This window comes from Streptomyces sp. NPDC058812 (assembly GCF_042744565.1).
In the GTDB taxonomy this organism is placed as follows: domain Bacteria; phylum Actinomycetota; class Actinomycetes; order Streptomycetales; family Streptomycetaceae; genus Streptomyces; species Streptomyces thinghirensis.
The window spans coordinates 18954-42781 of record NZ_JBHYOB010000001.1; the positions used below are offsets into that span (position 1 = coordinate 18954).

Here is a 23828-nt window from a genome sequence, read left to right on the forward strand (position 1 = left end):
TCCTGTCGCGGTCAGGGCGCCGTCCGGACCTCTCGGCGACACCCTCGAACACTGCTTCTATTTTACCGCCCACCACTGACAAAAGCCCCTGGCCACAAGGGCTTTCGGGGTCACTGTGGCGCACGGGGTGAACGGGTTTTCGCGCCCTCGGGCTACCGTGTCGCCATGGAGATCTGGATCAACCCGGCCTGTTCGAAATGCCGCAGCGCGGTCGGCCTGCTCGACGCCGAGGGTGCCGACTACACCGTCCGCCGCTATCTGGAGGACGTGCCGAGCGAGGACGAGATCCGCGAGGTGCTCACCCGTCTCGGACTGGAACCGTGGGACATCACGCGCACCCAGGAGGCCGCGGCCAAGGAACTGGGCTTGAAGGACTGGCCCCGTGACGAGGCGTCACGCGATCGCTGGGTCACGGCGCTCGCCGAGCACCCGAAGCTGATCCAGCGTCCGATCATCACGGCGGACGACGGAACGGCCGTCGTGGCCCGCACCGATGAGGCGGTTCGGGACGCTCTGTCCCGTTAGGCAATGCCTTGTCGGGCGCCGGGACTCAGGACTGTCCGCGCTGTTACCCTGCGCCGCCATGACCCACGATGATCAAGGAACGCAGCACGGACCGTACGGGCAGCACGGACCGTACGGGCAGTACGCGCAGCACGGGCAGCCCGCTCAATACGGGCCGTACGGCCCCGCGACGGCTGCGGCCTCCTGGACGGCGGAGCAGCACCGCATACGCAGACGCCGCCGCACCCGGCTCGCGGTTCTCGCGGCGACCGGCGGCGTCCTCGTCGTGGCCATCGCCGCCGGCACCCTGATGTACACGGGCGGCGACGACGACCGGGCCGTGCCGCCGCCCGCCACGGCGACCGCCACGGCCGCCGCCGCCCCCTCCGTCACCGCCGCCCCGCCCTCCGACGCACCCTCCACCCAGCCCTCGCTGCTCGCCCGCCCGGTAGTGCGCCCGGAGCAGGCCTTCCCGGAGACGAACGTGCGGCTGTCCGACGGATCCCGGTACAAGCGCGTCGACCTGGTCACCACCACCGAGTGCGCGCAGGGCATGTCGCCGGAGCTCGCCGCCCTGGTCGACCAGGGCGAGGGCTGCCTGCGGCTCACCGCGGCCCTGTTCACGGACGCCGAGCGGCGCTCGCAGGTGAGCGTGTCCGTGGCGAGTTTCGTGCGCGCGGAGGACGCCGGGACGGTGTACGCGATGGCCGCCATGGACCCGGTGACGTACCAGACGGTCTCGCTCGACCCGCCGCCCGAGGCGGGGCTGCCGACGGTGCCGCCCGGGTCGGCCGGCGTCTTCAAGCGGCTGATGACCGTACGGTCGGTGGTGTTCGCGAACGGCCAGTGGGGCGACGGGGCGGAGACCGGGGAGGCCGCGCTCACCCGGCAGACGGAGGGCCTGCTCCAGTATGTCAACGACCACGTGGTGGCGTACGAACAGGGCAGGGTCTGACGCAGGTTGCCCATGCGCATCGGCGCGACCGCTGAGTAACCCTGTTCGGTATCTCGTACCCAGCGGCGTACGCTCCCCTACTTCTTCAGGAGGCGCGCACGTCGCGCAGGAGAACTCTCGGCACGAAGAAGAAGATCGCGCTGCTGGTCAGCGCGGCGGCGGTGGCCGGCGGTGGGGCGTTCGTGGCGGCGAACGCCTCGAACGCCTCGCAGACCTCCCAGAACGCGCAGACGAAGGCCGCCCAGGACTCCTCCGTCCGCCAGGGCCTGGCCACCGCGCTCGGCGACAACCAGCGGTTCAGCGACGGCCAGCGGGCCGATCCCGACGCTCAGTCGGAGGCCCGGATCGCCAACCGCGAGGCGGTCATCGCGGAGACAGGACCCAAGCAGGCGGCGTCCGGGTGCGCGGTGGGGAGTCGGCTCAGGACTCCCAGACCCCACAGCCGCCGCAGGACGGCCAGGAAGCGGGGCAGGACGCCGGGGGCGGGCGGGAGCCGCGACGGGAACAGTGAGAGACCCGCCACACCGACCCCAGGTAACACGGGGTTCACATATGGGCAACGGACGGGAAATCGCCTGTTGGCACGCTGCTGCGCAGTAGACGCGACGCCCCCGGTCGCCCCGGCGCCGCAGCACCCGCGAGTGCGCCCAGACCCACCCCGAAGGATGTGTCCCCGTGACCTTCAAGGCCGAGTACATCTGGATCGACGGCACCGAGCCGACGGCCAAGCTCCGTTCCAAGACGAAGATCATCACGGACGCCCCCGCCGGCCTGGACGCCCTGCCGATCTGGGGCTTCGACGGCTCCTCCACCAACCAGGCCGAGGGCAGTTCCTCGGACTGCGTGCTCAAGCCGGTCTTCTCCTGCCCCGACCCGATCCGCGGCGGCGACGACATCCTGGTGCTGTGCGAGGTCCTGGACACGGACATGACCCCGCACCCGAGCAACACCCGCGCCGCGCTGGCCGAGCTCTCCGAGCGCTTCACCGCGCAGGAGCCGATCTTCGGCATCGAGCAGGAGTACACCTTCTTCAAGGGCGCCCGGCCGCTCGGCTTCCCCGAAGGCGGCTTCCCGGCCGCGCAGGGCGGCTACTACTGCGGTGTCGGCTCGGACGAGATCTTCGGCCGTGACGTCGTCGAGGCGCACCTGGAGAACTGCCTGAAGGCGGGCCTGGGCATCTCCGGCATCAACGCCGAGGTCATGCCCGGCCAGTGGGAGTTCCAGGTCGGCCCGCTGGCGCCGCTGGAGGTCTCCGACCAGCTGTGGGTGGCCCGTTGGCTGCTCTACCGCACGGCCGAGGACTTCGAGGTCTCCGCCACCCTCGACCCCAAGCCGGTCAAGGGCGACTGGAACGGCGCGGGCGCGCACACCAACTTCTCCACCAAGGCGATGCGCGAGGGCTACGAGGCGATCATCACCGCCTGCGAGTCGCTCGGCGAGGGCTCCAAGCCGCTCGACCACGTCAAGAACTACGGCGCCGGCATCGACGACCGCCTCACCGGCCTGCACGAGACCGCCCCGTGGAACGAGTACTCCTACGGCGTCTCCGACCGCGGTGCCTCGGTCCGCATCCCGTGGCAGGTCGAGAAGGACGGCAAGGGCTACATCGAGGACCGCCGTCCGAACGCCAACGTCGACCCGTACGTGGTGACCCGCCTGCTGGTGGACACCTGCTGCACGGCGCTGGAGAAGGCCGGCCAGGTCTGATCCGGCCGTCCCCGGCCACGCGACTCGCGCGAAGGGGCGTCCACCACGACGGTGGGCGCCCCTTCGCGCTGCCGTCGCGACCGCGCCGCGGCACCGGTTGCGTGCCGTCGACCAGACGCGGTGGTGAACGTCGCGGACCTCCTGCCGCCGGGCGCCACCTGGCTGCCCGCTCGTACGCATCGACACCGCGCGGCGCACCGCCGCCGTGGACGGACGCGAACTCGCCCTGCCCTACCCGGAGTTCGAGCCGCTCGCACCCCTCGTCGCGCATCCCCACCGGATGCACACCCGCGACCGGCTGGTCACCACGGTGTGGGGTACGGACACGTGGCTGACGGCCGCACCGTCGACGTGCACATCGCCCGGCTGCGCCGGAAGCTCGGCGCCGAACACCGGCGGACGATCCGGACCGTGCGGCGCGTCGGTTACACGTACACACCGCCCACCGGACGCTGAGCCACCGCTGTCTCTGCTGCCTCCGCTGTCTCTGCTGTCGGCAGACAGGCGTTCCCTCCGGCCGCCGCGCCGGGCACAGTGAACCGCATGAGGCTACTGGTGCTGGGCGGTACGGAGTTCGTGGGGCGGGCCGTGGTGGAGGCGGCGCTCGGGCGCGGCTGGGAGGTGACCGTCTTCCACCGAGGACGGCACGCGGCGCCGCCCGGAGCGCGGTCGTTGCACGGCGACCGCACCGCGTCCGACGGGCTCACCGCCCTGGCCGACGGCACGTGGGACGCCGTCGTCGACACCTGGTCGGCGGCGCCCGGCGCCGTGCGGGACGCGGCGCGGCTGCTGCGGGGCCGCGCCGGCCGGTACGTGTACGTGTCGAGCTGCTCGGTGTACGCCTGGCCCCCGCCCGCCGGGTACACCGAGGACGCCCCGCTCGTCGACGGCGCCTCGGCGGACGCCGGGCAGACCGACTACGCCCGGGACAAGCGGGGCGCCGAACTGGCCGTCCTGGACGCCTTCGGCGCGGACCGTTCGGTGCTCGTCAGGGCCGGGCTGATCCTCGGCCCGTACGAGAACATCGGGCGGCTGCCATGGTGGCTGAACCGCGTCGCGCGCGGCGGCCCGGTCCTCGCACCGGGCCCACGGGACCTCCCCCTCCAGTACGTCGACGTCCGCGACCTCGCCGACTGGGCCCTCGGAGCGGTCGAGCAGGAGCTGAGCGGACCGTACAACCTGGTCTCGCCGCCGGGGCACACCACCATGGGCGCCCTGCTCGACGCCTGCGCGACGGCCACGGGCGGAGCGGCGGAGCTGCGCTGGACCACCCCCGAGACCGTACTCGCCGCCGGCATCGAGCCGTGGGGGCAACTGCCCGTGTGGACACCGCCGGGCAGCGACCTGCACGACGCCCTGCAGAGCGCGGACGTGTCCCGGGCGCTGGCGACGGGCCTGCGCTGCCGCCCGGCCGACGCCACCGTCGCGGACACCTGGACCTGGCTGCGGGGCATCGGCGGCACGGCGCCCCGGCGCCCGGACCGGCCGCCGGTCGGGCTGGACCCCGAGACGGAGGCGAAGGTACTCGCCGCCGACCGGAGCGGGCCCCACGAAGGTGTACCTCACACCACCCTCTGACCGGGGGGTTCGGCCCAGTGACCCGCGCCGTCGCCTCGGCGAGACTGACGGCATGAACACCGAGACGAAGAGCGACGACCGGCACACCGACCGGACCACACGGACGCGGGGCGTGGCTCTGCCGGCCGTGCGGGGACTGGCGCTGACACCGATCTCCCTGGTCGGCTCGGTGCTGTGCTTCTGCCTGACCCTCGTCTCCGTCGCCCTCGTCCCGATCGGGATCGGCCTCGTCACCACTCCGTGGGTGCTCACGGGCGTGCGGGCGTTCGCGGACTGGCGCCGACTGCTCGCCGCCGAGTGGGGCGGGGTGCGGATCCAGCGGGCGTACCGGCCACTGCCCGAGAACGCCAATCCGTGGACGCGCACCTTCGGAATGCTCAGTGACCCCGCGACCTGGCGTGACTTCCGGTGGCTGCCGGTCGACATGACGGCGGGTACCCTCACCGCGCTGCTGGCCTTCGTGCTGCCGCTGTACCCGTTGGAGGGGTTCGCGATCGCGGCCGGGCTGTGGCGGGTCCTGCCCGACGGGTACTGGTACGGCTTCGTCCGGGTCACCGACCAGACCTCGGCCTTCTACGCCGCGGGCCTCGGCGCCATGCTCCTCCTCGTCGCCCTCTGGCTCACCCCTCGCATGCTGTACGCCCACTTCCGGCTCACCGGCGCGGTCCTCGGCACCGGCCAGGGCCAACTCGCCGAGCGGGTGCGCGTACTCACCGAGACCCGCCGTGACGCCTTGGACACCTCCGCCGCCGAACTGCGCCGCATCGAGCGCGACCTGCACGACGGGGCGCAGGCCCGGCTGGTCGCCATGGGCATGGACCTGGGCACCATCGAGGCACTGCTGGAGAAGAACCCGGAGAAGGCCAGGGAACTGCTCGTGCAGGCCCGCCAGTCCTCCGCCGACGCCCTGACCGAACTGCGTGAACTCGTACGCGGCATCCACCCGCCGGTGCTCGCCGAACGCGGCCTGGGCGACGCCGTACGGGCCCTGGCGCTGCGGCTGCCCGTCGCCGTCGAGGTCGAGGTGGACCTGCCCGGCCGCGCGGAGGCCCCCGTGGAGTCGGCCGGGTACTTCGCGGTCAGCGAGATCCTCACCAACGCCGTGAAGCACTCCGGAGCCGACCGGATCTGGGTCGACATGCACCACGCCGAGGGTCATCTGCGCATCGCCGTCACCGACAACGGCAAGGGCGGAGCGGTGACCGGAGCGGGGTCGGGCCTGGCCGGGGTGGAGCGCCGACTCGGTACATTCGACGGCGTCCTGGCCGTCAGCTCGCCCGCCGGCGGTCCCACCATGGTCGCGTGCGGCGGAGGACCAGCCGCTGGAACGGCTGACGCCCCGGGAGCTGGAGGTGCTGGAGCTGATGGCGCAGGGACGGACCAACGCGGCGATCGCCGGCAAGCTCGTCGTCACGGAGCGGGCGATCGCGAAACACACGGCGAACATCTTCGCGAAGCTGAGCCTTGAGGTTTCGGACGACGACAACCGGCGTGTACTGGCGGTTCTGGCGTATCTGGACCGCGGCCGCTGACCCCGTCGCCGTTCCCACCGGTCCCACAGGACCCAGCGATTTCCGAGACGGGTGAACACCCTTGGAGCGGCTCCCGTAGTTAAGGGAGCCGCTCCATCTGGTTGGGCGTTTCAACGCCCGGTGCTCCTCGGTGAAGTCAGAGGAGTTCCGTGACTCCGCCCACCGCTGAGGCGGCGAGGCTTCCAGCCCGGAGGCTGCGGTCCAGCCCGAACCGACCCTTTGCGGGGCAAAGGACAAATTACCAGAACACAGGGAAGCGGATTCCCCCCTCGACCGAGGCCGAGGGCCCCTCGCTAGGAGACTGATGGCACGCAACACAAGAAAACGCCGTACGCCGCTGGCCACCAAGGTCGTAGCCGGGGCGGCGGCCCTGGCGGTCGGCGGGGGCGGGCTGGTCTGGGCCAACTTCCACGCTTCGGCGCACGAGGAGAATCCGGCGCACAACCGGACGCGGTCCGCCGCCGCGCAGGTGGCGACGATCGACTGTCCCGACGTCGGCCAGCAGCTCTCCGGCGTGCCGGACCGGGCGCGCGGGGAGGTCGACGGCGAACTGGCCACGATGGACAGCCAGATCACCGACGCCTACAAGCGCCTCGCCACCACACGGCGCGCGCAGGCGGGTGACTCGCGGTTTGTCCAGAACGCCATTCTCGGCCCGCTCAAGGACCGCCGGAAGGCGATCATCGACCGGATCCAGCTGGAGATCAACCGGGCCGGCGGCCAGGCCGACGACAATCTGGACGAGCTGGCCCAGTGCCAGGGGCAGCCCGCGGAGCAGCCGCAGAACGGCGACGGCCAGGGCGGCGACGGCCAGGACCAGGACGACAACGGCAACGGCGTCGCGGGCCCGGTGGCCGACGACTTCGTCGACATCAACGACGTCGAGCCCAATTCCCGCAACAGCCAGAACGGCCTGGCCGCCAACGGCGACGGCGGGTCCACGGGCACCTTCACCACGGACTGCGGTGTCAACGAGAACGATCTGTTCAACAGCGACAACCTGATCGCCGCCCCGGGCGTCGACAACGGCGCGCACCACGTGCACGACTACGTCGGCAACCAGGACAACGACGCCTTCTCCAGCGACGAGGACCTGGCGAACGCCGACACCTCGTGCCAGAACCAGGGCGACAAGTCCACCTACTACTGGCCGGTGCTGCGGCTCCAGGACGGTACGGAGGAGTTCGACGCGAACGACCTGGGCGGTGGCGCCGACGGCAACGTCGGCAAGATCCTCGAGCCGGCCCAAGCCGAGCTGAAGTTCGTCGGCAACCAGCAGAGCGACGTGGTCGCCATGCCGAAGTTCCTGCGCATCATCACGGGTGACGCCAAGTCCTTCACCAACGGCGACGCGAACGCCAACAGTTCGTGGAGCTGCACCGGCTTCGAGGACCGGCAGGTCACCGACAAGTATCCGCTCTGCCCCGAGGGCAGCCAGGTGGTGCGCACGTCCAACTTCCAGAGTTGCTGGGACGGCCAGAACATCGACAGCGCCAACCATCGTGATCACATGGCGTTCGTCCAGGCGGACGGCAGCTGCGGGAACGGCTTCCAGGCCATTCCCCAGCTGCAGGTCCGCCTGGTGTACGACATCCCCACCCCGACCATCGAGAACGGCTCGGTGCAAAACCCGTACGCCGTGGACAGTTTCCCGGAGCAGTTGCACAAGCCGATCACCGATCACAACGACTTCATCAACGTCATGGACGAGGACCTGATGAACGAGGTGGTCGACTGCATCAACAGCGGCGAGGACTGCCAGTAGTCCTGCCGAGGGCGCGTGAGGGGCCGGTGGCGGCATTCGCCACCGGCCCTCTTCGCGTCCCGCGCGGGGGTCAGCCGCCGTGTCCACCGTGCCCCGCCGGGCGGCTGCCGCCGCCGTGCCGCGTGCCCTGCTCCAGGGTCCCGCCGAGCCGGCCGCGCAGGTCCGCCACGACGTCCTGGTGGCCGACGGCGACCCATTTGCGGCCGACGAGGTAGTAACCGCCGTAGTCCTTGGCCGTGTTGATCCACTCGCGCTGGCCGCGGTCGGTGGAGAAGGTGGCGAGGACGTACTTCTCGTCACCCTTCTCGCAGATCGCCTGGCGGATGGTGTCGGCGTCGGTCTGCATGTTCGGGGCGCACTTCGCCTCGGCGGCCAGGTGCTCCAGGCTGCCGGTCGCCGTCTCGGGCACGGACGCCTCGCCGTCCCCGTCGGATCCGCAGCCGGTCAGCGCCAGTACCGCCGCCGCTCCGGCCAGCGCGAGCATCGGTCGGGTCAGCCTCATGTGTTCCTCCGGTCCGTTCCGGCGACATGCCGCACGGAGCCCCGGCGAGGGCTCTCGGCATCGATACGGCCGCGAGGCGCGAAGTACTCAGCGATCCTGGTGCCCCGAGCCCGCCCGTGCGAAAGTGGCGCCGTGGACCAGGACTGGGAAGACCGAGTGACCGCCGCGTGGGCGACGTTCGACGACTACGCGGAAGACGACGCCGCCGCCTTCCGCGCGGTGATCGACGCCCTCGCCGACGAACTGCCCGCGGACAGCCCCCTCGGCCTGTTCGAGCGGGCCTGCGCCTGGGACTCCACGGGCCACTCCGACCGGGCCGTGCCGCTGTACCGCGAGGCGCTGGCGCGCGGCCTGGGGGAGGTCAGCGGCTACAAGGGCCGCCGGGCGAAGATCCAGCTCTCCAGCTCCCTGCGGAACACCGGGCACCCGGAGGAGGGCGTCAAGCTGCTGTCGCCCGAACTGCTGGCGCCGTCCGACGAGTTGGACGACGCGGTACGGGCCACGCTCGCGCTCTGCCTGTCGAGCATGGGCCGCGACCGTGAGGGCCTGTCCCTGGTGCTCGGCGCGCTCGCGCCCCATCTGCCGCGCTACCAGCGTTCGATGGCCGCCTACGCACGGCAGCTGGTGGAGCCCGAGGATTGACCTGGGCACGGTGACCAACCACCGATTCGCTCGTTCTGCTGAACGTGCAGTCACAGGATGTCGCCCCGCGCCCCGCACCGTCCTCAACCTCCTCGGCCGACCCGGTCGTCGACGTCGAGCAGGCCGAGGCCGCGCTCGTCGAGCACTATCCGCGCCTGGTCCGGCTCGCCTATCTGGTGCTGCCGCCACGCCTCGGCCGGAGCCGCCGCGTCCTGACCGCGCACGCCCTCACCCAGCGCGCGCTGCCCCGGAACCGGACGACGACACCCGTGATCCCGGCCCAGTCGACCGGCCGCGGGGTCGACCCCGGCTACGCCCTGGTCCGGCTACGGGTCGTACGTACGGCGCTGGAGGCGGGCCTCCCGCTCAGGCGGCGCGCGTGGCCCAAGCGCTCCCAGCTGCCGCCGCTGCTGCCCCAGGTACGGGGGCTCAAGCTCTTCCCGCGCTCCGGTGGTGCCGACGAACTCGCCCTCGACCAGCGGCTCTCCGCCCTCTCCGCGCCGGGCCGGGCGGCATACGTGCTGCGGGGTCTGGAGAAGCTCTCCGACGACGACGTACGGCAGCTGCTCGGGGCCGCCGGGGTGGCCGACGCGGACGCCGCGCTGCGGGAGGCCGACGAGGTGCCCGGCCAGCACGCGCTGCTCGGCTCCCCCGAATTCGACCCCTGCTCGCTGCAGGCCCGGCCGACCGACCTGATGCGCCGCCGGCAGCACACGAAGGCGGCGCTGGTCGCCGGGGCCGCCCTGGTGGTGTGCGGGGCGCTGCTGGGCCTGCCCGGTGAGGGCTGGGGGCCGGACGGCGCCGCCGCCCCGCCGTACGCGCGGAACCCGGCGGCCGAGGCCGCCCTCGACCCCGGCAGGCTGACGAAGGCCGCCGCCGCCGCGTGGGAGACGTCCGCGCGCACCGATTTCTCGGTGTGGCCGGCCCGCGGTGACCTCACCGGCGACGAGGAGCTGCTGCGGCGCGCCCTCGCCGTCTGGGCCCGGCCCGGCGAGGCGGTGGGTGTCTCGGCGACACCGGGCACCCCGACCGGCGGTCCGTCCGGCCCGCCCCAGCTGCTGTACGCCGGGACCGTCGACAACGCGCGCGTGGTGATCCTGCACGACGGGCTGCGCATCGCCCGGTACGCCGAGCCGAAGGACGGCACGGCCGGGGCCGCCCTGGACTTCGCGCGCACCGACGGCGCCGGCCGGGCCGAGGCGAACGCCGTGGTCCTGGGCCGGGCCGACGGCAACGTCCGCTATCTGACGGCGCCCTGGGTGACCAAGGCGGCCGGGCGGGACCTCACCGACCCGGACGCCGGCGCCCGGGACCTGACGCTGACCGACGGCGTGACCTCGCCGGTGGCCAGCCCCGTGCAGCAGCGGTCGGGTGCGTGCGCGTCCTGGGACGTGCTGGAGCTGACCGACGGCTCGGACACCCGCCTGGTGACCGACCTCGGCGAACTGGTCCCGGCCCGCCTCACCACCGGGCGCCCCGGCTCGGCGAAGGACGCCTCGGGGGCGAAGGCACTGGACGCGTGGGCGCCGTACGCCTGCTCACTGGGCGCGGTGCGGGGGCAGGGCGTGCGCTCGGTGAACGCCTGGGAGTTCGCGACGCAGCCGCTGCCCGACTCCAGCGGGTCGGCCGCGTGGGTGTGCACCCGGGCCGAGACGTGGCGGGGCGACGGGGCGCGCGTGCTGGCCCAGTTCCGGACGCCGGGCGGGACGCAGGGCGCGGTGGCGGCGAAGGCGCAGGGCGTGCCGGCCTGCGGCGAGCGCGACCCGCACGTGCTGGCCGGGGTGCTGTGGAAGTCGGAGGGCGGGCACTGGTACCTGCTCGCCGCCGGCAGCCGCGACACGAAGTCGGTCGAGGCGACGGGCGGGATCAACGACTCCGCCGACGGGAACCTGCTGACGGCGAAGGCCGAGCAGGGCGCGCAGGCCGAGCTGAAGGGCACCCTGGAGAAGGGCCGGACGATCGGCGGACTGCGCTAGGGCCGGGCGGCGGCAGCTGACACTGGCGTCAACAAGTGGCGGCACGAGGGTTCCCCGGAGATCTACCCGACAGTACATTGACGCCATGTCTAATACGCATGTCCCGCTCAAGGCGCGGAAGGTGTCCTTCGCCTGGGAGGACACCCCGCTGCACTGGGTGCCGGGAGACCCGTTCACGACGCACACGATCAATGTGCTGCACCTGCTGCTGCCCGCCGGGGAGCGCTGGTTCGTGCACGTCTACAAGCAGGTGCTGCCGTACATCCGGGACGAGCGGCTGCGCGAGGACGTCATCGGGTTCATCGGGCAGGAGGCGATGCACTCCCAGGCCCACGACGAGGTGCTGCCGCACCTGAAGGACCAGGGGCTCGATCCGACGCCGTACACCGCGCAGGTCGACTGGCTCTTCGAGAAGCTGCTCGGCGACCGCACGCTGCCGCCGGGCCGGCCGCGCCGGTGGTGGCTGATGGAGCGGGTGGCGCTGATAGCGGCCATCGAGCACTACACGGCGTTCCTCGGCGACTGGGTGCTCAACGCCGACGCACTCGACCGCCGCGGCGCCGATCCGACCATGCTGGACCTGCTGCGCTGGCACGGCGCCGAGGAGGTCGAGCACCGCTCCGTGGCCTTCGAGGTGTTCCTGCACGTGGACGGGGGCTACGCGCGGCGGGCGCGCACCTGGGCGACCGCGTTCGCGGCGCTGGTGTTCCTGTGGCAGCGCGGGGCCAGGTACTTCATGGAGAACGACCCGACGCTCATCGACGGCCGCGCCACCTTCCGGGACTTCCACCGGCGCGGCCGACGCGGCCTGCTGCCCTCGACCGGCGCCGTGATCCGCTCCGTACCGCGCTATCTGAGCCGTGCCTACCACCCGTCCCAGGAGGGGTCGACCGAGCAGGCCGTGGCCTACCTCGCCACCTCCCCCGCCGCTGTTGCCGCTGTCGCCGCCGAGAAGTCGCAGGAGGGTGCCGTATGAAGCCCAGGCCGATGACCCTGGTGCTCGCGGCCGGTGCCGCGCTCGTCGTCCGCCGGGCGCTGCGGCGCCGTGTCCAGGCCTCGCCGCTGTGGCCGATGCCCGCGCTGGACCCGCCGGTCTCCGGGCGGCCCCGCTCGCGCGCGCTGACGCTGCTGGTCACCGCGCACGAGCGGATAGCCGACGGGGTGGTCCGGATCCGTCTGGAGGGACACGACCTGCCGCGCTGGGAGCCGGGCGCCCACCTGGACCTGGTGCTGCCGTCGGGTCTGGTGCGGCAGTACTCGCTGTGCGGCGACCCGGAGGACACCTCGTCGTACACCGTCGCCACGCGGCTGGTCGAGGACGGGCGGGGCGGCTCGCGCGAGGTGCACGAGCAGGTGCAGGAGGGCGTGGAGCTGGAGGTGCGCGGCCCGCGCAACCGCTTCCCGCTGGTCGACGCCCCCGCCTACGTCTTCGTCGCCGGCGGTATCGGCATCACGCCCGTCCTGCCCATGCTGCGGGCCCTGCCGGAGGGCGCCGAGTGGCGGCTGCTGTACTGCGGGCGGACGCGGGCCTCGATGCCGTTCCTGGAGGAGATCGAGAAGCTGGACCTGGACCACGAGCGAAGCGGGACGGGGGCACCCCCGGCCGAAGGCTGGGGGAAGGTCACCGTCGTCGCCGAGGACGAGGACGGGCGCCCCGGGCTCGACGCCTTCCTGGCGGACCTCCCCGAGGGCACGGCGGTGTACTGCTGCGGCCCGGAGGGCCTGATGGCGGCCGTCGAGGAACGCCTCCCCGAGGGCACGGCACCGCACCTGGAGCGGTTCGCGCCGCGTACGACGGCCGGTGGCGACGGGGAGTTCGAGGTCGAGCTGCACCGCAGCGGGCGCACGCTCACCGTGGACGGGGACACCTCGGTGCTGGCCGCCGTGCGCGCCGAGCTGCCGAACACGCCGTACTCCTGTGAGCAGGGCTGGTGCGGGACCTGCCAACAGAAGGTGCTGGAGGGCGAGATCGATCACCGGGACGAGCTGCTGACCGACTCGGAGCGCGGGGACTCGATGCTCATCTGCGTGTCCCGCGCCCGGGGGACACGGCTCGTGCTGGACATGTGAACACCTGCGCCCGGTCCGGCCCGTTCGGGGGCCGGATTCGATCGGTAAGGTGTTCGTATGACTACCGGGGTACGCCGCAGAATGGGCGTCGAGGAGCGGCGGCAGCAGTTGATCGGCGTCGCGCTCGATCTGTTCAGCCGCCGCTCGCCCGACGAGGTCTCCATCGACGAGATAGCGTCGGCGGCGGGCATCTCGCGCCCGCTGGTCTACCACTACTTCCCCGGCAAACTCAGCCTGTACGAGGCCGCGTTGCAGCGCGCCTCGGACGATCTGGCGGCCCGGTTCGTGGAGCCGCACGAGGGCCCGCTGGGCGCGCGGCTGCTGCGAGTCATGGGCCGCTACTTCGACTTCGTCGACGAGCACGGCCCCGGTTTCTCGGCCCTGATGCGCGGTGGTCCGGCCGTCGGCTCCTCCACGACCAACGCGCTCGTGGACTCCGTACGGCAGGCCGCGTATGTCCAGATCCTTTCGCACCTGGGCGTCACCGATCCGCCCGCGCGCCTGGAACTGGTCGTCCGCTCCTGGATCTCGCTCGCCGAGTCGACGGCGCTGATCTGGCTGGACGGGCGCCGCATCCCGCGCGCCGAGCTGGAGGTCCAGCTCGTGCACGACTTCGCCGCGCTGGTGGCGGTGAGCGCCGCCTACGACGAGGAGATGGGCGCCCTGCTGCGCCGCGTCATCGACGACGAACCGGCCGACGGTCCCTTCGGGGACCTGGTCGGCCGGCTCGTCGGTCTTGCCGGTTAGCTCTCGACCGGTCAGCTCTCGAACTTCCGGTACGACGGGTCCAGGTCGCGGACCTCGGCGGAGGCGTGCAGGGCGAGGCCGTCGCCCGGCTTCACGTGCTGCCGCAGCAGTTCCAGGACGGCCTCGGTGAGCCGGGCCTTGGTCTCTTCGGTGCGGCCCGCGAGCAGCCCGAGGGTGACGTGCACGACGGCGTGCCCCTCGGTGTCGGGGCCGACCGTGGTGTCCTCGCCACGGCGGAACTGCGTCTTGCACGCCGGCGGCTTGGCGGCCGCGATCTCGACGACGGCGGTGTGCAGCGCCCGCGCGAACGCGGGCCGGTCGAAGTCGTCCGCGAGCTGGGCGGAGTAGTCGACGGTGATCTGCGGCATGAGCCCTCCCGTTGCGTGAACAGCAGGGCTCACCCTAGCCGCAGACCACCGCGGTCCTACGGCCGTCAGCCGGACCGCTCGAACACGGCGACCGTACGGCCCGGCACGGTGAACGTGCCGTTCTTCGCCGCGTACGAGGACTCCTTCACCACCGGGTCCGCGCCCGCCGCCTGCACCGGATGCAGCCGGTAGCCGGTGCCGGCCGCCGTCTCGATCCGCTGCTCCTGCTGTCGCGGGGTGGCGTTGAAGACGACCACGAGGTCACCGAGGAGCATGGTGATCACGCCGGGCGTCTCCTCCTTCCCGGAGAGCGGGAAGGAGAGCCGGGACTGCACCTGCCCCGCCGTGGCGAGGGAGAAGTCCTTCTCGCTCGTACGGATCTTCAGCAGGTCCCGGTACGCCGCCGAGGCGCCGGTGATCTGCGGGCAGCCGACCTTCACCGTGCCGAGCAGGGGCTTTGCGTAGGGCCACTTGTCCTGGTTGTCGGCGGCCGGGGGCAGGCCGCGGCCGAAGCCGTTGCCGTCGGCGCAGTTCCAGTGGATGGCGTTGAACCAGTCGCCGCTGTCGTAGGAGTTGCGGTCCAGCGACTTGGAGCGCAGCAGGTCGGTGCCGGCCTGGGAGAGTGCCGGACCCTGCGAGAGGGAGGCGGTCGCCATGGCGAGGACCTGCATGCGGGCCCGGTCGTCGGCGCTCACGGTCGCCGGCAGCTTGAAGGCGAGTGCGTCGAACAGGGACTCGTTGTCGTGCGCGTCGGCGTAGGCGAGGGCGTCGCCCGGGGCCTCGGCGTATCCGGCGGGGGCGCCGTTGTAGTCGACCTCGGAGCCCTTGACCTCCTTGCCGTCGGTGTCCGTGAAGGTGAAGTCGGCGAGGTTGCCGGTCAAGCCGACCTTGATCAGGTCCTGGTAGTGCAGCAGGCGGGCCTTCTGCTCGGCCTCGGTGCCGTTGGCCTCGGAGGAGTTGGGCTCGGTGTACAGGCCGGAGGCGAAGCCCTGGACGCCGGGGTCCTCGTCGAAGGGGCCGCCGCCGCGCACGGCGTCGCGGGCGCGGTCGGAGAAGGTCGCGATGCCGGTGCCGGCCATGTTCTTCTGGGTGGCCTGTGTGAAGCGGGCGTCGTCGGCGACCTCGCCGAAGTTCCAGCCCTCGCCGTACAGGATGATCTTCTTGCCGTCGACGCCGTCCTCGGCGAGGGTCAGCTCGTCCAGCGCCTTCCTGACCGCGAGGATGTTCTCCTTCGGGTGGTGGCCCATGAGGTCGAAGCGGAAGCCGTCGACCTTGTACTCCTTGGCCCAGGTGACGACCGAGTCGACGACCAGCTTGCCCATCATGGCGTTCTCGGTGGCGGTGTTGGCGCAGCAGGTGCTGTTCGCCACCGAGCCGTCGGCGAGGAGCCGCTGGTAGTAGCCGGGGACGATCCGGTCGAGGACGCTGGTCTTCGCCTGACCGCTCGCCGCGGTGTGGTTGTAGACGACGTCCATGACGACGCGCAGGCCGTCCTCGTTGAGCGCCTTGACCATCTCGCGGAACTCGACCGTGCGGGCGGTGCCGTCCGGGTCGGTGGCGTAGGAGCCCTCGGGGACCGTGTAGTGGTACGGGTCGTAGCCCCAGTTGTAGGCGTCCTTGGCGGCGGCCTTCGCCACGCACTCCTGCTGCTCGTCGGAGTCGGCCGGGAGCGCGGCGAGGTCGCAGTCGACGGTGGCCTGGTCGGACTTCCTCTCGGGGATGGTGGCGATGTCGAAGGCCGGGAGGAGGTGGACGTACGACGTGCCCGACTCCGCGAGCCGGCGCAGGTGCTCGGAGCCGTCGCTGTCCTTGTCGGTGAAGGCGAGGTAGGTGCCCTTGTGGTCCGCGTCCGCCGTCCGGTCCGCGACCGAGAAGTCGCGGATGTGCAGCTCCTGGATCTGGGCGTCCCTGAGCGGCACGGCCTTGGGCTTGTCGTAGCTGTGCCAGCCGCGCGGGGCGAGGGAGCGGTCGCCCAGGTCGACGACGAGGCTGCGCTCGGAGTCGGTGGTCAGGGCGAGCGAGTAGGGGTCGGTGACCTTGTTGGTGACGACCTTGCCGGCGTCGGGCGCCCACACCTCGACGGCGTAGCGGTAGGCCTTGCCCTTCCAGGAGCGCGGGCCGCGCACGGACCAGACGCCGGTGTCGTCGTCGCGCCGCATGCGGACCGTGCGGTCGCCGATCTCCAGCTTCACGCTCTGCGCGGTCGGCGCCCACACGGAAAGCGTGGGCCTGCCGTGGCGGAAGGTCGGGCCGAGGTCGGCCTTCGTCGCGTCGGCCGCGTACAGGTCGTCCAGGGCGCCGGCGATCTGCACGCCCGTCGCGGCGAGCACGGCGCCGTTGGCCGCACGCTGGGAGGCGACGACCTGGCCGCGCAGGGCCTCGCGCACCCGGTCGCGGTCGCGCGGGTCGACGGACCAGGCGGTGTAGTCCCGCAGATGCGGGAACTTCGCCTTCTGGGCGTCGGTGAGGGTGGTCCCGGTGAGGCGGAGCCAGGTGGTGTCGTCGGCGCCGGTCAGGGTGGAGCCTTCAGCCTTGATCGCGCCGGTGCGGGAGGCGAGGAGCTGGGTGGAGGCGGCGCCCTCGGAGCCGTTCCAGGCGACGGTGTTCCGGTCGATCCAGACCGCCTTGGCGGTGGTGAGGTCGACGGCCGCCGCCGAGCCGGCCGGCTGCGGCAGCAGGTACTTCTCCTCGCCGCTCACCAGCCACACCTCGTACCCGTTGGCCTTGAGGTCCAGGGCCTGGTCGGTGGGCAGGTCCTTCTCGTCGCCCTTGTGGACGATGTAGCTGAGACTGCTGGCACCCTCGGTGAGCGGTACCTCGAAGACCGCGCCATAGGAGTCAGTCTTCACCGGCGTCAGGGGTTTCGACCAGTCGGTGGGGTGCGCGGCGCCGCCCCAGACGTGCAGTCCCCAGCCGTCGTAGTTCCCGTCGGCGCGGTGGTAGTGGAGGATGGCCTTGGTGGTGTCCTGGGCGGGGTGGTCGGGCCGCTCCGTGGCGACCTGCTCCTTGCCCTGCGCGATCCACACCTCGCCCGTCCGCGTGACGTCGATGGTGCGGTCGGTGGCGACGTCCTTGTTGCCCTCCTTGTCGATGACCAGGAAGCTGACGTCACTCGCGCCGGGCTTGAGCTTGACGTAGGCGAAGGCGCCGTAGGCGTCGCGGCCGGTGAAGGGGTGGCTGTCGGGCCAGGTGGTCGCCTCGCCGTCGGCGAGGTCGCCCCAGGCGTACAGGCCCCAGTCCTCGTAGTTCCCGTCCGCCCGCTTGTAGTGGACGATCGCGTAGTCGCGGGAGGCGGCGGCGGGGGGCTGCTCGACGGGCGGGGTGCCGGTCGTGGAAGCGGCCGTGGTGCTCGCGGTACGGCCCGCCGAGTCGACGACGACCGCCTTGTAGCGCAGGGCGGTGCCGGCGGGGGTGTCCTCGCCGATGGTGTGGGTGACCTTGTAGGGGGCGTGGTCGGCGGAGCCGAGGGTGCGCCACTCGCCGTCGCCGGTCTGGGCGGCGAAGACGACGCGGTTGAGCTGTCCCCCGGTGACGTCGGCGGTCAGCTCGACGGTGCCGGTGGCGCCGGGCTCGGGGGCGGTGAGGGTGAGGGCCGGCTCGGTGGCGGGCTCGGCGAGCCGGCCGGCGGCCTTGAGGACGATGGCCGACCCGGCGGGCACCGTGACGGTGACCTTCTTGTCGGCGCCGGACCGCGCGGTGGCGTCGGTGCCGTAGAGGCCCCGGAACGTCATGTCGGCCGAGCCGGTCGCGAAGGTCGCGGTCTTCGCCTCGTCGGCGTTGTTGAAGGCGACGACGTACTCGGTGCCGCGTTCGGCGTCGGTGCGGGAGAAGGCGTAGACGCCGGCGCCGTCGGCCGCGTAGCGCTCGGTCTGGACGCCGTCGGCGAGGGCGGGATGGGCCTTGCGGAGCCCCGCGAGAGCACTGATCTGCTGGTAGAGCGGCGCTCTCGTGTCATACGCGTCGTCGGCGTGGGTGCGGTCGGTGCCGAGCTGGTCGTCGTCCAGGTAGTCGGCGGTGCGGGAGGCGAACATCGGCTGGCGAGCGTCCTTGTCGCCGCCCGCGCCGGTGAAGCCCTGCTCGTCGCCGTAGTAGACGACGGGGTTGCCCCGGCTGAGGAACATCAGCTCGTTGGCGAGCCGGTCCTTCTTCAGCAGTTCGGCGTCGGTGGCCTTCGGGTCGTCCTGCTTGAGGAAGGTGCCGAAGCGGCCCATGTCGTGGTTGCCGAGGAAGGTGACCTGCTCGTAGGCGTTGGCCTTGTCGGTCGTGTACTTGTAGTCGTCGCCGAAGACGGCCGCGAGCTTCTTGGCGCTGCCGCCCTGGGAGGCGTACGCGCGGGCCGCGTCCTGGAAGGGGAAGTCCAGCGTGGAGTCAAGCCGGCCCTGGGTGACGTACGGGGAGGTGACGGCCGTGTCGGCGGAGTAGACCTCGCCGAACATGAAGAAGTCGTCCCGGCCCTTCTTCGCCGCGTAGGCGTCCAGGGCGGTGGCCCACTGGGTCCAGAACTCCATGTTGACGTGCTTGACCGTGTCGATGCGGAAGCCGTCGATGGCGAAGTCCTTCACCCACCGCTGGTAGATCTTCTCCATGCCGCTGACGACCTCGGGCCGTTCGGTCCACAGGTCGTCGAGACCGGAGAAGTCGCCGTAGGTGGCGGACTCGCCGGCCCAGGTGGAGTCGCCGCGGTTGTGGTACATCGCCGGGTCGTTGAGCCACTTCGGGACCTTGAGGTCCTTCTTCGCGGCGGGGACGACCGGCGTACGCGGGAAGGAGCCGGCGTCCACGCGGGGGAACCGGCGGTCGCCGTTGGCGTAGTCGGCGTCGTCGAAGGGCTCGCCGGCCTTGGTCAGGTACGGGAAGGCGCCCTTGGAGAGGTAGTCGTAGGACTTCTCCTCGTAGTCGACGACGTCGGCGGTGTGGTTGGTGATGACGTCGAAGAAGACCTTCATGCCCTTGGCGTGCGCCTTGGAGATGAGGTTCTTGAGGTCCTGGTTGGTGCCGAAGTGCGGGTCGACCTGGGTGAAGTCGGTGATCCAGTAGCCGTGGTAGCCGGCGGAGGCGTTCTCCCCCGTGCCCTGCACGGGCTGGTTCTTGAAGATGGGCGCCATCCAGATGGACGTGGTGCCCAGGCCCTTGATGTAGTCGAGCTTGTCGGTCAGGCCCTTGAGGTCGCCGCCCTGGTAGAAGCCCTTGTCGGTGGGGTCGTAGCCGGTCGCGAGCCGGGTGCCGGTCAGGCCGCCCCGGTCGTTGCGGGCGTCGCCGTTGGCGAAGCGGTCCGGCAGGACGAAGTAGAACTGCTCGCGGGTGAGGTCGTGCCGGGCGTCGGCCTTCGCGAGCTTGGCGTCCGACGGGGGCGGGGGCGGGGCGTCGGCCCGCGCGGCGAGGGGCGGGAGGAGGGTCGCCGCGAGCGCGGCGACGGTGACGGCCGCGATCCGTGGGGCAGCGGCCCGTCCGGATACGGCGGTTCGGCGCTTCACAGGCGCCGGCCATCTCGGTATCACCGGTGTGAACTCCTTGCGATTACGACTCGCGATGTGCGTTCGATCGGGTCCGACCCCGGCGAGACCGTAGCGCCGACGCAAGGCTTGCAGCAAGGGTCGTGAAAGTAACGGAAAGAATTTTCACGGGACTTCACGACACGGACGGCCCGCCGCTCCCGGTGGGGAACGGCGGGCCGTCGGAGGATGGGGGGACGGGCCGTCAGGCCGTCGTCCACCACACCGTCGTGTCCGCCGGCACCTTCGCCTCGCCGGCCGCCTCGGTCACCTCACCGCTGGCCAGCAGCACCCGCCCGTACGCGGGCATCGGCACCGACTCGCCGGTGGTGTTGGCGACGCACACGAACTCGCCGCGCCGGAAGGCGACGACACCCTCGGGCGCGCGCAGCCACTCGACGGCGTCGCCCGCGCCCAGGTCGGCCTGCTCGCGGCGCACGGCCAGCGCGGCGCGGTACAGCTCCAGGGTCGAGCCGGGCTCGCCGGTCTGCGCCTCGACGCTCAGCTCGCCCCAGCCCGCCGGCTGCGGCAGCCAGCTGCCGCCGTCGCCGAAGCCGTACGACGACCCCGTGCGCGTCCAGGGGATCGGCACCCGGCAGCCGTCGCGGAAGCCGTCCTGTCCCGCGCCCCGGAAGTACGCCGGGTCCTGGCGCACCTCGTCCGGCAGGTCGACGACGTCCGGCAGACCCAGCTCCTCGCCCTGGTAGACGTAGGCCGAGCCGGGCAGCGCCAGCATCAGCAGGGTCGCCGCGCGGGCTCGGCGCAGGCCCAGTTCGCGGTCGCCGGCCAGGCGGATCTGGGTACCGAGCCCCGCCGGGTTGGCGAAGCGGGTGGCGTGCCGGGTGACGTCGTGGTTGGAGAGGACCCAGGTGGCCGGGGCGCCGACCGGGCGCATGGCGTCCAGCGTGCGGTCGATGACCGTGCGCAGCTCCGCCGCGTCCCAGTGGGTGCCGAGGTACTGGAAGTTGAAGGCCTGGTGCAGCTCGTCGGGACGGACGTAGTTCGCGGTGCGCTCGACGGTGGGGGTCCACGCCTCGGCGACGAAGATCCGCTCACCGGAGTACTCGTCGAGGATGAGCCGCCACTGGCGGTAGATGTCGTGGACGCCGTCCTGGTCGAAGAACGGCATGACATCGTTGCCCAGCAGCTTCAGCTGCTCGTGTGATCCAAGGTCGGGCAGGCCCTCGGCCTTCACCATGCCGTGCGCGACGTCGATCCGGAAGCCGTCGACGCCCATGTCCAGCCAGAACCGCAGGATGGAGCGGAACTCGTCGCCGACGGCCGGGTGCTCCCAGTTGAAGTCGGGCTGCTCGGGGGCGAACAGGTGCAGGTACCACTCCCCCGGCGTGCCGTCGGGCTCGGTGACCCGGGTCCAGGCGGGGCCACCGAAGATGGACTCCCAGTCGTTGGGCGGCAGTTCGCCGTTCTCGCCCTTGCCCGGGCGGAAGTGGTAGCGGTCGCGCGACGGCGAGCCGGGGCCCTCGGCGAGGGCGCGCCTGAACCACTCGTACTGGTCGGAGGAGTGGTTCGGGACCAGGTCGACGATGATGCGCAGGCCCAGCGCGTGGGCGTCACGGATCAGCGCGTCGGCGTCCAGCAGGGTGCCGAACATGGGGTCGACGGCCCGGTAGTCGGCGACGTCGTAGCCGGCGTCGGCCTGCGGCGAGGCGTAGAAGGGGCTGAGCCACACGGCGTCCACGCCGAGGTCGCGCAGGTACGGCAGGCGGGTGCGGACACCCTCCAGGTCGCCCATGCCGTCGCCGTTGCTGTCGGCGAAGCTGCGCGGATACACCTGGTAGATGACCGCGTCCCGCCACCAGTCATGGCGCCCTGCGACGGTGGCGACGGCGGAGGCGGGGGCCGGTGCGGCGGAGTGCTGCTGGCTCATGTCGTCCTTGTGATGTGACGGAGTTCAGGTCATGGAGGCACGGGTGAGGGCGAGGCGGCCGGCCGCGGTGCAGCGGGGTCGGATGGGCACCGCGGCCGGACGATTTCCCCGGCGGGGCGTCAGCCCTTCGTGCCGCCGGCGGTGAGGCCGGTCACCAGGTTCTTCTGCACCAGGTAGAAGACCGCGGAGACGGGTATCGCGACGAGTACGGCGGTGGCCGCCATCAGATGGCGCTGCGCGTCGTGCTCGCTGACGAAGCTCTGCAGACCGACGGCGAAGGTGTACTTCGTGTCGCTCAGCATGAACGTCGAGGCGAAGGCGACCTCGCCGAAAGCGGTGATGAAGCTGTAGAAGCCGGCGACCGCGAGGCCCGGCCGGGCGAGCGGCAGGATCAGCCGGAAGAAGGTGCCGAAGGGGCTCAGCCCGTCGACGCGCCCGGCCTCGTCGATCTCGAACGGGATGGTGTCGAAGTAGCCCTTGAGCAGCCACGCGCAGTACGGCACCGCGGTCGAGCAGTAGACGAGGACCAGGCCGAGGTAGCTGTCGACGAGCTGGAGTTCGGACAGGATCTGGTACATCGGCACGATCAGTACGGCGATGGGGAACATCTGGGTGACCAGCAGGACCCACATGAGCTTCTTGTACCCCGGGAAGCGCATCCGCGAGACCGCGTAGCCGGTGGTGGCGGCGACCATGACGCCGATGACCGCGGTCCCCAGCGAGACGATCAGCGAACTCTTCAGCCAGTCGAAGAACTGCGTGTGCTGAAGCACGAACGCGTAGTTGTCGAAGGTCATCTTCGACCAGATGCGCCCGGGGTGCAGGTAGTCGTTCTTGTCCGGGCCGAGCGACAGGTAGACCAGCCAGGCGACCGGGAAGAGCGCGATGAGGCTCGCGACGGACAGGACGCCGTGGGAGGCGAGGGTGGCGGCGCGGCTGCGTTCGCCGCGGCCACGCACCCGGCGCCGCGGCTCGGTGGACGCGGTGGCCTGCTCCGCCGGGGCCTTGGTCGGCGTGGTGGTAGTACTCATGGCGGCTCCTGCCTCAGTTCGCGAGCTGCTGCTCATTGCGGTTCAGCCAGCGGCGGTAGAAGGAGGTGAAGACGATCAGGATGGCCAGCAGCAGGATGCCGTAGGCCGCGGACTGCGCGAAGTCGCGCGGCTGCTGCCCGAAGCCCAGGTTGTACGCCCAGGTCACCAGGATCTGCGCGTCGGGGGCGGTGTTGCCGAACAGCAGGAAGATCACGGCGAACTGGTTGAAGGTCCAGATGATGCCGAGCAGGACGACCGTGGAGCTGACCGCCCGCAGACCGGGGAGGGTGACGTGGCGGAACCGCTGCCAGGCGTTCGCGCCGTCCATCTCGGAGGCCTCGTACAGGGTGTTGTCGATGGACTGCAGGCCGCCGAGGAGGGAGACCATCATGAACGGCACACCGCACCAGGTGTTCACCATGATCGCGGAGAACCGCTGCCAGAAGGTGTCCTCCAGCCACGCGGGGGTCGGCAGGTGCAGCCAGTCCAGGGCGGAGTTGATGACGCCGGCGTCGGCGAGCATGAAGCGCCAGCCGAAGACGGTGACGAAGGTGGGCACGGCCCACGGCAGGACCAGGATCAGCCGGTAGAAGGTGCGGCCGCGCAGCTTCTGGTTGAGCAGCAGGGCGAGACCGAGGCCGATGAAGAAGTGCAGGCCGACGCAGACCGCCGTCCACACGATGGTCCAGATGAAGTGCGACCAGAAGCGGTCGTACGCCGTCGGACCCCACAGGATGTCGGCGTAGTTGTCCAGGCCGACGAACTCGTAGGTGGCCTCGATCTCGTTGACGCCGATCGTGCGCCCGGTGTTGAGGCTGTTGGCGTCGGTGAGGGTGAGGTAGAGGCCGTACCCCAGCGGGTACAGCACGAGGACGCCGATCACGACGGCCACCGGCGCGATCATGGCGTAGGCGTACCAGTGCTTCTGGTACCCGTCTTTCAGACGCCGGCCAAGGCCGGGCCGCGGCGTGCGGTCACCGCGGCGCTTGCCGGTCGCGCGGTCGATGGCGACTGTCATGGTTCGACACCTTCGGGAGCATCAGGACGAGCGGGACGATCAAGGGGTACGGC

At 71.5% G+C, this 23828-nt stretch carries 16 protein-coding genes and 4 pseudogenes; 14 read left to right on the top strand and 6 right to left on the bottom strand.

Annotated elements, in window-relative coordinates; all coding sequences use genetic code 11:
- The first annotated feature begins 165 nt into the window (after positions 1–165).
- The 9 genes and pseudogenes from ACFW48_RS00095 to ACFW48_RS00135 all read left to right on the top strand — a co-directional run bounded on the left by ACFW48_RS00095 (position 166) and on the right by ACFW48_RS00135 (position 8041).
- A complete protein-coding gene (locus ACFW48_RS00095) occupies positions 166–525 on the top strand; it encodes an arsenate reductase family protein (RefSeq protein ID WP_386308850.1) in 360 nt (119 codons plus the stop codon).
- Positions 526–583: 58 nt separating this feature from the next.
- Complete coding sequence (locus ACFW48_RS00100; protein WP_386308852.1) at positions 584–1459, top strand: hypothetical protein; 876 nt, start codon at positions 584–586, stop codon at positions 1457–1459.
- Positions 1460–1509: 50 nt separating this feature from the next.
- Positions 1510–1940 (top strand): annotated as a pseudogene (locus ACFW48_RS00105) (hypothetical protein); the annotation flags it as partial.
- A gap of 194 nt (positions 1941–2134) precedes the next feature.
- Positions 2135–3166 (top strand): glutamine synthetase, encoded by a 1032-nt coding sequence (gene glnII, locus ACFW48_RS00110; protein ID WP_386308854.1) that lies wholly within the window; start codon positions 2135–2137, stop codon positions 3164–3166.
- A gap of 97 nt (positions 3167–3263) precedes the next feature.
- Positions 3264–3622, top strand: a pseudogene (locus ACFW48_RS00115) (winged helix-turn-helix domain-containing protein).
- Positions 3623–3709: 87 nt separating this feature from the next.
- The gene (locus tag ACFW48_RS00120) at positions 3710–4744 is read left to right on the top strand and encodes an NAD-dependent epimerase/dehydratase family protein (RefSeq protein WP_386308855.1); all 1035 of its coding nucleotides are present in this window, start codon (positions 3710–3712) and stop codon (positions 4742–4744) included.
- A 52-nt stretch (positions 4745–4796) separates the two neighbouring features.
- Positions 4797–6044: pseudogene (locus ACFW48_RS00125) on the top strand (sensor histidine kinase); the annotation flags it as partial.
- 10 nt (positions 6045–6054) lie between these two features.
- Positions 6055–6276, top strand: a pseudogene (locus tag ACFW48_RS00130) (response regulator transcription factor); the annotation flags it as partial.
- A 304-nt stretch (positions 6277–6580) separates the two neighbouring features.
- A complete protein-coding gene (locus ACFW48_RS00135) occupies positions 6581–8041 on the top strand; it encodes a DUF1996 domain-containing protein (protein ID WP_386308856.1) in 1461 nt (486 codons plus the stop codon).
- Positions 8042–8111: 70 nt separating this feature from the next.
- On the opposite strand, the gene ACFW48_RS00140 is transcribed toward ACFW48_RS00135, so the two are convergent.
- Entirely contained in the window at positions 8112–8543 is a 432-nt protein-coding gene (locus tag ACFW48_RS00140) for a hypothetical protein (protein ID WP_386308858.1), read from the bottom strand.
- A gap of 132 nt (positions 8544–8675) precedes the next feature.
- On the opposite strand from ACFW48_RS00140, the gene ACFW48_RS00145 reads away from it, so the two are divergent.
- From ACFW48_RS00145 to ACFW48_RS00165, 5 genes are all read left to right on the top strand, one after another.
- The gene (locus ACFW48_RS00145) at positions 8676–9185 is read left to right on the top strand and encodes a tetratricopeptide repeat protein (RefSeq protein WP_386308859.1); all 510 of its coding nucleotides are present in this window, start codon (positions 8676–8678) and stop codon (positions 9183–9185) included.
- A 44-nt stretch (positions 9186–9229) separates the two neighbouring features.
- A complete protein-coding gene (locus ACFW48_RS00150) occupies positions 9230–11161 on the top strand; it encodes a hypothetical protein (RefSeq protein WP_386308860.1) in 1932 nt (643 codons plus the stop codon).
- Positions 11162–11246: 85 nt separating this feature from the next.
- Positions 11247–12137 carry a metal-dependent hydrolase gene (locus ACFW48_RS00155; RefSeq protein WP_386308861.1) on the top strand — a complete coding sequence of 297 codons (891 nt, stop codon included), beginning with the start codon at positions 11247–11249 and terminating at the stop codon, positions 12135–12137.
- Positions 12134–13231 carry a PDR/VanB family oxidoreductase gene (locus ACFW48_RS00160; RefSeq protein ID WP_386308862.1) on the top strand — a complete coding sequence of 366 codons (1098 nt, stop codon included), beginning with the start codon at positions 12134–12136 and terminating at the stop codon, positions 13229–13231. Before ACFW48_RS00155 ends, ACFW48_RS00160 begins: the two co-directional genes overlap by 4 nt.
- A gap of 57 nt (positions 13232–13288) precedes the next feature.
- Positions 13289–13978 carry a TetR/AcrR family transcriptional regulator gene (locus ACFW48_RS00165; protein ID WP_386308863.1) on the top strand — a complete coding sequence of 230 codons (690 nt, stop codon included), beginning with the start codon at positions 13289–13291 and terminating at the stop codon, positions 13976–13978.
- Between the two features lie 11 nt (positions 13979–13989).
- On the opposite strand, the gene ACFW48_RS00170 is transcribed toward ACFW48_RS00165, so the two are convergent.
- The 5 genes from ACFW48_RS00170 to ACFW48_RS00190 form a co-directional block, all read right to left on the bottom strand.
- The gene (locus tag ACFW48_RS00170; protein ID WP_310873697.1) at positions 13990–14346 is read right to left on the bottom strand and encodes a 5-carboxymethyl-2-hydroxymuconate Delta-isomerase; all 357 of its coding nucleotides are present in this window, start codon (positions 14344–14346) and stop codon (positions 13990–13992) included.
- Positions 14347–14411: 65 nt separating this feature from the next.
- The gene (gene pulA, locus ACFW48_RS00175) at positions 14412–19844 is read right to left on the bottom strand and encodes a pullulanase-type alpha-1,6-glucosidase (RefSeq protein WP_386308864.1); all 5433 of its coding nucleotides are present in this window, start codon (positions 19842–19844) and stop codon (positions 14412–14414) included.
- Between the two features lie 199 nt (positions 19845–20043).
- Positions 20044–21726, bottom strand: coding sequence for a glycoside hydrolase family 13 protein (locus tag ACFW48_RS00180; RefSeq protein ID WP_386308865.1), 1683 nt, complete (start codon positions 21724–21726; stop codon positions 20044–20046).
- A 119-nt stretch (positions 21727–21845) separates the two neighbouring features.
- On the bottom strand, positions 21846–22757 hold the full coding sequence (locus tag ACFW48_RS00185) for a sugar ABC transporter permease (RefSeq protein ID WP_386308866.1): 912 nt from the start codon (positions 22755–22757) through the stop codon (positions 21846–21848).
- A 13-nt stretch (positions 22758–22770) separates the two neighbouring features.
- Positions 22771–23775: a carbohydrate ABC transporter permease gene (locus ACFW48_RS00190; protein ID WP_386308868.1), complete on the bottom strand. Its 1005-nt coding sequence runs from the start codon at positions 23773–23775 to the stop codon at positions 22771–22773.
- Positions 23776–23828: the final 53 nt, after the last annotated feature.

Excerpts from the sequence above, each read along its gene's own strand:
- ACFW48_RS00095 (WP_386308850.1), top strand. The coding sequence starts at position 166 with ATGGAGATCTGGATCAACCCGGCCTGTTCGAAATGCCGCAGCGCGGTC.
- ACFW48_RS00100 (WP_386308852.1), top strand. The coding sequence starts at position 584 with ATGACCCACGATGATCAAGGAACGCAGCACGGACCGTACGGGCAGCAC.
- ACFW48_RS00120 (WP_386308855.1), top strand. The coding sequence starts at position 3,710 with ATGAGGCTACTGGTGCTGGGCGGTACGGAGTTCGTGGGGCGGGCCGTG.
- ACFW48_RS00135 (WP_386308856.1), top strand. The coding sequence starts at position 6,581 with ATGGCACGCAACACAAGAAAACGCCGTACGCCGCTGGCCACCAAGGTC.
- ACFW48_RS00140 (WP_386308858.1), bottom strand. The coding sequence starts at position 8,543 with ATGAGGCTGACCCGACCGATGCTCGCGCTGGCCGGAGCGGCGGCGGTA.
- ACFW48_RS00155 (WP_386308861.1), top strand. The coding sequence starts at position 11,247 with ATGTCTAATACGCATGTCCCGCTCAAGGCGCGGAAGGTGTCCTTCGCC.
- ACFW48_RS00160 (WP_386308862.1), top strand. The coding sequence starts at position 12,134 with ATGAAGCCCAGGCCGATGACCCTGGTGCTCGCGGCCGGTGCCGCGCTC.
- ACFW48_RS00165 (WP_386308863.1), top strand. The coding sequence starts at position 13,289 with ATGACTACCGGGGTACGCCGCAGAATGGGCGTCGAGGAGCGGCGGCAG.
- ACFW48_RS00170 (WP_310873697.1), bottom strand. The coding sequence starts at position 14,346 with ATGCCGCAGATCACCGTCGACTACTCCGCCCAGCTCGCGGACGACTTC.
- ACFW48_RS00180 (WP_386308865.1), bottom strand. The coding sequence starts at position 21,726 with ATGAGCCAGCAGCACTCCGCCGCACCGGCCCCCGCCTCCGCCGTCGCC.
- ACFW48_RS00185 (WP_386308866.1), bottom strand. The coding sequence starts at position 22,757 with ATGAGTACTACCACCACGCCGACCAAGGCCCCGGCGGAGCAGGCCACC.
- ACFW48_RS00190 (WP_386308868.1), bottom strand. The coding sequence starts at position 23,775 with ATGACAGTCGCCATCGACCGCGCGACCGGCAAGCGCCGCGGTGACCGC.